Genomic DNA, 8,051 nt, shown 5'->3' on the forward strand with positions numbered 1-8,051 from the left:
GGGGCTAGGGGATCGGCCGGTCGCGAAAATGCGAGACGATGCTCGCATGTCGTTCGCGCCCTGCGGCCACCAGCACCCCATGCGCCACTTCGCGCCGATTGTAGAGAATCGGTTCGCCGGAAAGCGTCGTCATCATACCATCCGCCTCCTGCACGATCAAATTCGCGGCGGCCAGATCCCAGTCGCGGCTCTGCCCGCCGGCGAAAGCGGCATCGAGGCGGCCCTGTGCGACCCGGCACAGCCGGAGCGCCAGTGAGCCGATGCGCGGATGCAGCGTGATGTCGCGCGATGGGCTCATCCGCTCGACCAGCGGCTTGGGACCCGCGACGCGCGAGAAATCCAGCTTCGTGCCTGGCGTCGCGTGGACCGGCACGTCGTTATGCATGGCGCCATGTCCGCGGCGGGCGAAGAAAAACTCGGCACTCGCCGGTGCGAATACGGCTGCGAGCAGCGGCCGTCTGTCCTCAACCAGAGCCACACTCACGCACCAATCCTCGCGGCCGGCGAGATAGGCGCGCGTGCCGTCGATCGGATCGACGATCCAGACCCGGCGCTTGCCGAGGCGCTCCGAGTCGTCGGCGCTCTCCTCGGACAACCAGCCATAGTCTGGCGTGGCCGAGCGCAGCCGCTGCTCCAGGAGGTCGTTGACGGCGATATCGGCCTCCGATACCGGCGACGACGCTCCCTTGATCCAGTTCTTCAGGTCGGTCCGGAACAGCGACAGCGCGAGCGCGCCGGCGTCGCGGACGGTATCCTTCAGCAATTCGGCGTCGCGGCTCGGAATCTCCTCTCCTGCGCGACCGGCGTCAGCGTCCCCCAAGCGTCAAACCCTCGATGCGCACGGTCGGCGCGTTGACGCCGTAACGGAATTCCAGGTCGCTGGCCGGCACCATGGACTTGAACATCTCGAGCAGATGTCCCGCGATCGTCACCTCGCTGACCGGATAGCTGATCGTGCCGTTCTCGATCCAGAAGCCGGACGCGCCGCGGCTGTAGTCGCCGGTGACGCCGTTGACGCCGGAGCCGATCAGATCGGTGACGTAGAAACCCTGCTTGATGTCGGCGATCAGTTCGGCCGGGGTCGCCTCGCCGGCCTCGAGATGCAGATTGTAGGGCCCCGGCGACGGCGACGACGAGACGCCGCGATGGGCGTGGCCGGTCGTCACCAGGCCGAGCTCGCGGGCGGTCGCCGAATCCAGCAGCCACGAGGTGAGCACGCCCTCGTCGATGATCGCGAGCTTCTTCACCTTCACGCCCTCGGCGTCGAAGGATTGCGAGCGCAGGCCGCGCCGGCGCAAGGGATCGTCGACGATGCGGACGTTGCTGGCGAACAATTGCTGGCCGAGCCGGTCCTTCAGGAAAGAGGTCTTGCGCGCGATCGAGGCGCCGTTGACGGCGCCGACGAGATGACCCACCAGCGAGCCGGAGACGCGCGGGTCGTACACGACGGGCACGTTGCAGGTCTCGACCTTGCGCGGATTGGCGCGCGCCACCGTGCGCTCGCCGGCGACCTTGCCCACCTGCTCGGGCGGCAGCAGGTCGGCGGCGTGCGGCGCCGACGTGTAGTCGTAATCTCGCTCCATGCCGGTGCCCTCGCCCGAGATCGCCGTCATGGAGATGCTCTGGCTGGACCGCAGATAGGCGCCGTGAAAGCCCGCGCTGGTCACCAGCACCATGCCGCCGATGCCGGCGGAGGCCGACGCGCCGCCCGACTTGGTGACCCCCTTCACCGCGAGGCCCGCCGCCTCCGCGGCCTGCGCGCGCTGCTCGAGCTCGGCCACCGACGGCATCCCCGGGTCGAGCAGGTCGAGATCGGGAAAATCGCGGGCCAGCAGCGCCGGATCGGCAAGGCCGACATATTTGTCGTCCGGCGCCACCTTCGCCATCGCCACCGCGCGCTCGGCGAGCCGCATCGCGCCGTCGCCGCCGACATCGTTGGTCGACACCACGGCCTGGCGCCGTCCCACCAGCACCCGCAATCCGACGTCGTCGCCCTCGGAGCGCTCGGATTCCTCGACGCGGCCGTCGCGAACCTCGACGCCCTGCGAGACACCGCGCACCGCCACCGCGTCGGCGGCATCGGCGCCGGCGCGTTTTGCGGCCTCGACCAGGCGCTGGGCGAGTTCGCTCAGCACCGACTGATCGAACAGATCGGAATGGGCCAGCTTGCCGGAAGGCGGCGATGCGATTGACGGTGAAGAGATCACGAACAAAGTCTCCGGAGCTGGAGGACGGGCGGGAATCGGCAAACCCCACAAATGTGCCCCGCGGTCACGGACTTCAAGCGGCTTCGCCTGATGGAAATTCGAATTGTCCGGTTCGCAGCAACATCTCGTCAATCATGCGCGCCAAGGTCTTGTCAATCATGACGGTGAATGCGCCGCAGGTCACATCCGATTAACCAGCCTTTTTAAGCGAATTCGGACGAGCTGGCGCTACGGTCCCTGGTATCGACCGGAAACATAATTCCGGCGGGGAGATCAAAGCCGTGAGGCGTCAAACTGCAACAAGCGGGTTCAACCCCGCCGGGTCGGGCCGCGTCCTGCGGCTCGACCCTCATTCTCTGCCCATCAGCTACCATGCTCACGACACCCGTGCCGACGGCGGCGTGCGGCAGATCGAACTTCACCGCGAGCGCGTCGTGCTGCGCCGCGCCGTCCAGGGCATGCGGATGTCGGTCAACCTCCGCGTCCGCGACTTTCTCGGTGTCGCCTTGCGTGGCATCGACGAGGCGCAGATGGTGGTCCTGGTCCACCGCGATCCGTCGCTGACGATTCCATTGTGCGTCAGCGAGGACGCCGACGAGATCGCCCACGCGTTCCTGATGTGGAGCGACCTTTTCGCGCTGCCCCAGCTCAGCGACGAGGCCGATGAGGAGCCCGCGCCGCGCCGCCGGCGCCGCAACGTGCTGCATCAGCGGCGACCGAGCTTCCTGATGCGCCGCCGCATCGGCGCGCTGCTCGACGCTGCGAGCATCCATCGCGGCGAGCGCGAGATCATCGCACGGGAGTAAGACTTCGTCATCGCGAGCAAAGCTTCCGCCTTCGCTCTTCGAGCTACGGCGAACACGTCGATCGCAATGACATGCTTAAATCACCCGCAGAATCGTAGGGTGGGCTAAGGCGCGCAAGCGCCGTGCCCACCATTCAGAACCCATGCTGTCGAAAGAATGGTGGGCACGACGCTTCGCGTCTTAGCCCACCCTACAAACTACATATTCAACGTAGCACCGCATCGACGAGCAGGCCGGCGAACAGCAGGAGCCCCGCGTCGCGATTCGACTTGAATATACGGTGGCACAGCGCACCATCGCCGATCCGCAAGCGGCGGATCTGCCAGGCCAGATGGGCGGCGAATGTCGCAAGGCCGAGCCACGCGGCGAGCCGTGCATCGGTCAGCACCAGCGCCACGCCGATCAGAACGACCGCCAGCCCATAGAAAATCACCAGCGCCGGTCGCGTGCGGTCACCGAACAGCCGAGCCGTCGACTTGATGCCGATCAGCGCGTCATCCTCGATGTCCTGATGCGCATAAATCGTATCATAGCCGATCACCCAGGCGATCGAGCCGGCGTAGAGCACGAGCGCGGTCGCATCGAGGCGGGCGAACGTCACCGCGAAACCCATCAGCGCGCCCCAGGAGAAGGCGAGCCCGAGCACGATCTGCGGCCACCAGGTGATGCGCTTCATGAAGGGGTAGATCGCGACGATGATCAGCGAGGCGATGCCGGTGAAAACCGCAAAGCGATTGAACTGCAAGAGCACGGCAAGCCCGATCAGCGCCTGCGCCACCAGGAACACCAGCGCCTGCGTCACGCTGACCTGCCCGGCCGGGATCGGCCGCGAGCGCGTCCGCTCGACGCGGGCATCGAGATCACGGTCGGTGATGTCGTTCCAGGTGCAGCCGGCACCGCGCATCGCGAACGCGCCGACGAAGAACAGCGCGATGTCGCGCGGCAGGAGAGAGAGATCGTGCGCGACGCCGGCGGCGAGCGCCGCCGACCACCAGCACGGCATCAACAGCAGCCACGAGCCGATCGGACGATCGAGCCGGGCGAGCCGCAAGTAGGGCCGCGACCAGCGCGGCGCGAGCGTGTCGACCCAATTGCCGGTCGAATCCGCGACGCGCGTTGCCAAGTCACTCATGCAGCGTCACTTATCCCGCTAACGCGCGAGCACGTTGCCGTTCAAGGTATCGAAGGTGCTGCCGCCTTTCTTGGTCGCAGTCGCCTCAGGCGCCGCCGTCGACGAGCCGAGCACCTCGCTGAGGCTCGGGCCCGCGGGCGCGCGGTTCTGCATCTGCTGTGCGACGTTGCAGACCTTGGCCTGCATCGCCTCGGTGTTCTTGTGGCCGGCCTTCAACTGGTCGGCGATCTGGGGCGGGATTCCGCACTTTGCCGCATTGGTCTCGACATAGCTGATCATCTTGAGCTCGGCCCTGCCGAAATTCGCGATCAGCTTGCAGGCCTCGTCGGGTCCCGCATGGCGGTCGCTGGCCGCCTTGATCATCTTGCCCTTCTTCTCGGCGTCCTCGCGCAGCGGAATGAAAGCCTTCATGCAGGCGTCCCCAGCGCCGGCCTGGGGAGGAGAAGCGGCTCCTGGGGGCGGACCGAATCCGCCCGCCCCCGTGACTGGCGCGACGCCGCCCGAGGGGAACCCGCCGGACGGTGCACCGTTCACGGGCGGAAATGCCGGGTCGTTGCGGACCACGCCGCTCTGGTTCGGCAGCGGCGCGGGGAACGGGTTCTGCGCGCCCGCAGGCGCAGCATGGAGGATGAAGGCGGCCGCCAGCAGCGGTACCATCGAACGGATCATCACGGCTGTTTCTCCGGCAAGGTCCAAGGAGCCGTCCGCGGCTCACATCCGAAGTTCGGAAAACGCATTTCCGGTCCCGGTTTGTACGATTCCTGCCAACCCTTAACAACCCGGGGATTTGGGCGACAGCGCGGCGCAGGGCCGCAGGCACCCCCAATTAGTGCCGCGAATTCTGCATCCTTCGGTTAAAAGACCCTAAATCTTGGAATTCTCCCTGTGCCAAACCTCGATTTCCGCTCCCCCCGGCTGTTCGTCGATTTGCCTCTTGGCGAGGGCAGCAGCGTCGCGCTGGAGCGCGGCCAGAGCAACTATCTCGGCAACGTGCTGCGGCTGGGTGCCGGCGACAACGTGCTGGTCTTCAATGGCAGGGATGGCGAATGGCGAGCTGCAATCGCGGGCCGCAAGCGGCCGGACAGCCTGATCGTTCAAGCGCGAACCCGGCCGCAGGACCATCTGCCGGACCTCACCTGCGTGTTCGCGCCGCTGAAACACGCCCGGCTCGACTACATGGTGCAGAAAGCCGTCGAGATGGGCGCCGGCGTCCTGCAGCCGGTGCTGACCCGCTTCACCCAGGTGACGCGAATCAATGGCGAGCGAATGCGCGCCAATGTCGTCGAGGCGGCCGAGCAATGCGGTATCCTCAGCCTGGCCGAGGTCGGCGAGCCGGTTCCGCTCGAGCGGTTCCTGGCAACACGTGATTCGGCCCGGCTCCTGGTGTTCTGCGACGAGGCGGCCGAGGTGACCGATCCAGTGGTCGCACTGCGGGCGGCGGGTAGCGCTGCGGGCATCGACATCCTGATCGGCCCGGAGGGCGGCTTTGCCGAGGAGGAGCGCGCGCTGCTGCTGGGCCAGCCGCTCATCGTGCGGCTAGCCCTCGGCCCCCGCATCCTGCGCGCCGACACCGCCGCCGTCGCCGCGCTCGCCCTGGTGCAGGCAACGCTCGGGGATTGGGGTAGCGAGGTCGGGCCCATCAGCCGCGGCAACGGAAGTGGAGTTCCCTCCCCCCTTGCGGGGGAGGGCTAGGGAGGGGGGTGCCACACGGCGCGCTCTACGTTTGTCGGCAAAGAGAGTTTTTCCCCGATTCGGATGCATCGAGTTTGCGGTTGCTCCCTCCCCGACCCTCCCCCGCATCCGCCTTCGCCCCGAAGGCGGGCTTCGGCGGACGAGAGGGGGGAGGGAGCGCGCTTCCGTTGGCGAACGGCAGCGCTCAACATCGCAGAACGTCTCGTCGAATCATTAAGCGAGGTGCCCGATCCCTGTCGAAACCGTCTCGGGGCCATGCTAAGGGGCTGGCGCCAAATGGCTATTGGAACCAGCCTCTCTCACCTGACCGGACGCCGAAATGACCTCGACCGACGCCGCAACCGGTGCTGCGACCGCCTCCACCAACTGGGCGGATGCGCTGCTGCAGTCGTTTGCCCAGGCGGGCTATGCGCGCGCGGAGCCCACCATCCTGCAGCCGGCCGAGCCGTTCCTGGACCTATCCGGCGAGGACATCCGCAAGAGCCTGTACCTCACCACCGATCCGACCGGCGAGGAGCTCTGCTTGCGTCCCGATCTCACGATCCCGGTGGCGCGGGACTATCTCGCCTCGCCGCGAGCCGGCGAGGCGGCCGGCTTTTCCTATCTCGGTGCCGTGTTCCGCTATCGCTGGGGCCGGCCGAGCGAGTTCCTGCAGGCGGGCATCGAATCCTTCGGGCGGCAGGATCGCGCCGCGGCCGATGCCGAGATGCTGGCCCTGGCGCTGGAGGCCACTCACGCCTTCGGCGTCACGGAGGTCGAGATCCGCACCGGCGACGTCGCCCTGTTCAACGCGCTGATCGACGCGCTGAAGCTCTATCCGGTATGGCGGCGCCGGCTGGTCAAGGATTTCAACCGCAAGATCAATCTCGCCGAAGATATCGAGCAGCTCACGCTCGCGACCGGCCCGGGCCACAACGAATATCAGGGCGTGCTTGCCGCGCTCGCAGGCAGCGACCGCAAGGCGGCGCTCGCGCTGGTGACCGACCTGATGTCGATTGCGGGCGCAAGCCATGTCGGCGGCCGCACCACGGCGGAGATCGCCGACCGCTTCCTCGAACAGGCAACGCTGAAGGGCGGCGCGCTGCCGCGCGACGCACTCGCCATCCTCAAGCGCTTCCTCGCGATTTCGGGCGATCCCGACGACGCGGTGGCGCAACTGCGCGCCCTCGCCTCCGACGCCAGGCTCGAGCTCGACGCCGCGATCGACCTGTTCGAGAGCCGGGTCGGCTTCATGGCGGCGCGCGGCATCGATGTCCGCAACACGCGCTTCTCCACCGCCTTCGGGCGCGGGCTCGACTACTACACCGGCTTCGAGTTCGAGCTGCATGCCGCGGGCCACGACGCCGAGCCGCTGGTCGCCGGCGGCCGCTATGATGGATTGATGACGCAGCTCGGATCGGCCGTGCCGATCCCCGCGGTCGGCTTCTCGGTCTGGGTCGAGGCGCTGACGCGGCTCGCCAAGGCACCGGCCACCACGAGAAGCGGGAGGCGGACGTGAGCGCGCTCTTCGTCGTCGCGGTCCCCTCCAAGGGCCGGCTGCAGGAGAACGCGGAAGCCTTCTTCACCGAGGCGGGGCTGGCGCTGGCCAAGCCCCGCGGCGCTCGCGAATATCGCGGCACCATGATGGGCTACGACCAGGTCGAAATCGCCTACCTATCGGCGAGCGAGATCGCCGCCCAGCTCGCGAGCGGCGCCGTGCATCTCGGCGTCACCGGCGAAGACCTGGTGCGCGAGACCATCCCCAACGCCGAGAAGCGCGTGCTCTTGATCGAGCAACTCGGCTTCGGCAACGCCAATGTCGTGGTCGCGGTGCCGCAGGCCTGGATCGACGTCCGCACCATGGCCGATCTCGACGACGTCACCACCGGCTTCCGCGAGCAGCATAACCGGCGCATGCGGGTCGCGACCAAGTACATCAACCTCACCCGCAATTTCTTCGCGAGCCACGGCGTGGTCGACTACCGGATCGTCGAGAGCGCGGGCGCGACCGAGGGGGCGCCCGCGACCGGCACCGCCGAGATGATCGTCGACATCACCACGACGGGTGCCACCCTCGCCGCCAACGGGCTCAAGGTGCTCGACGACGGCGTGATCCTGAGGAGCCAGGCCAATCTGGTCGCCGCGCGCGACGCCGACTGGTCGGCGGACGCCCGCGAGATGGCGCGCATCATCCTCGACCACATCGCCGCGCGCGCCCGCGCCCACAAATACCGC

Annotated in this window: 8 protein-coding genes; 4 read left to right on the top strand and 4 right to left on the bottom strand. The window is 67.5% G+C overall.

Annotated features, from left to right (window positions below):
- Window positions 1-4: 4 nt before the first annotated feature.
- Together JOY90_RS32570 and JOY90_RS32575 are read right to left on the bottom strand one after the other, a co-directional pair.
- Entirely contained in the window at window positions 5-820 is an 816-nt protein-coding gene (locus tag JOY90_RS32570) for a 3'(2'),5'-bisphosphate nucleotidase CysQ (protein ID WP_291695195.1), read from the bottom strand.
- Window positions 807-2,207 carry a TldD/PmbA family protein gene (locus JOY90_RS32575; RefSeq protein ID WP_291695196.1) on the bottom strand — a complete coding sequence of 467 codons (1,401 nt, stop codon included), beginning with the start codon at window positions 2,205-2,207 and terminating at the stop codon, window positions 807-809. Before JOY90_RS32575 ends, JOY90_RS32570 begins: the two co-directional genes overlap by 14 nt.
- Window positions 2,208-2,488: 281 nt before the next feature.
- Between JOY90_RS32575 and JOY90_RS32580 the strand changes: the two genes are divergently transcribed.
- Window positions 2,489-3,013 (top strand): DUF6101 family protein, encoded by a 525-nt coding sequence (locus tag JOY90_RS32580; RefSeq protein WP_291695197.1) that lies wholly within the window; start codon window positions 2,489-2,491, stop codon window positions 3,011-3,013.
- Between the two features lie 205 nt (window positions 3,014-3,218).
- Here the strand turns inward: JOY90_RS32580 and ubiA are convergent, their stop codons facing one another.
- The gene (gene ubiA / locus JOY90_RS32585; RefSeq protein WP_291695198.1) at window positions 3,219-4,145 is read right to left on the bottom strand and encodes a 4-hydroxybenzoate octaprenyltransferase; all 927 of its coding nucleotides are present in this window, start codon (window positions 4,143-4,145) and stop codon (window positions 3,219-3,221) included.
- An 18-nt stretch (window positions 4,146-4,163) separates the two neighbouring features.
- The gene (locus JOY90_RS32590; RefSeq protein WP_291695206.1) at window positions 4,164-4,814 is read right to left on the bottom strand and encodes a hypothetical protein; all 651 of its coding nucleotides are present in this window, start codon (window positions 4,812-4,814) and stop codon (window positions 4,164-4,166) included.
- A gap of 216 nt (window positions 4,815-5,030) precedes the next feature.
- On the opposite strand from JOY90_RS32590, the gene JOY90_RS32595 reads away from it, so the two are divergent.
- From JOY90_RS32595 to hisG, 3 genes are all read left to right on the top strand, one after another.
- The gene (locus JOY90_RS32595; RefSeq protein WP_291695199.1) at window positions 5,031-5,837 is read left to right on the top strand and encodes a 16S rRNA (uracil(1498)-N(3))-methyltransferase; all 807 of its coding nucleotides are present in this window, start codon (window positions 5,031-5,033) and stop codon (window positions 5,835-5,837) included.
- Between the two features lie 319 nt (window positions 5,838-6,156).
- Entirely contained in the window at window positions 6,157-7,335 is a 1,179-nt protein-coding gene (locus JOY90_RS32600) for an ATP phosphoribosyltransferase regulatory subunit (RefSeq protein ID WP_291695200.1), read from the top strand.
- Window positions 7,332-8,051, top strand: a 720-nt coding sequence (hisG, locus tag JOY90_RS32605; RefSeq protein ID WP_291695201.1) for an ATP phosphoribosyltransferase, incomplete at its 3' end; no start/stop codon positions are given. The genes JOY90_RS32600 and hisG, both read left to right, overlap by 4 nt.

Origin of the sequence: Bradyrhizobium sp., from assembly GCF_019242285.1 — a bacterium.
Classification (GTDB): Bacteria; Pseudomonadota; Alphaproteobacteria; order Rhizobiales; family Xanthobacteraceae; genus Bradyrhizobium.

Bases quoted from the DNA above. Each gene is read 5' to 3' on its own strand.
- ubiA (WP_291695198.1), bottom strand. From the start codon at position 4,145: ATGAGTGACTTGGCAACGCGCGTCGCGGATTCGACCGGCAATTGGGTC.
- JOY90_RS32590 (WP_291695206.1), bottom strand. From the start codon at position 4,814: ATGATCCGTTCGATGGTACCGCTGCTGGCGGCCGCCTTCATCCTCCAT.
- JOY90_RS32600 (WP_291695200.1), top strand. From the start codon at position 6,157: ATGACCTCGACCGACGCCGCAACCGGTGCTGCGACCGCCTCCACCAAC.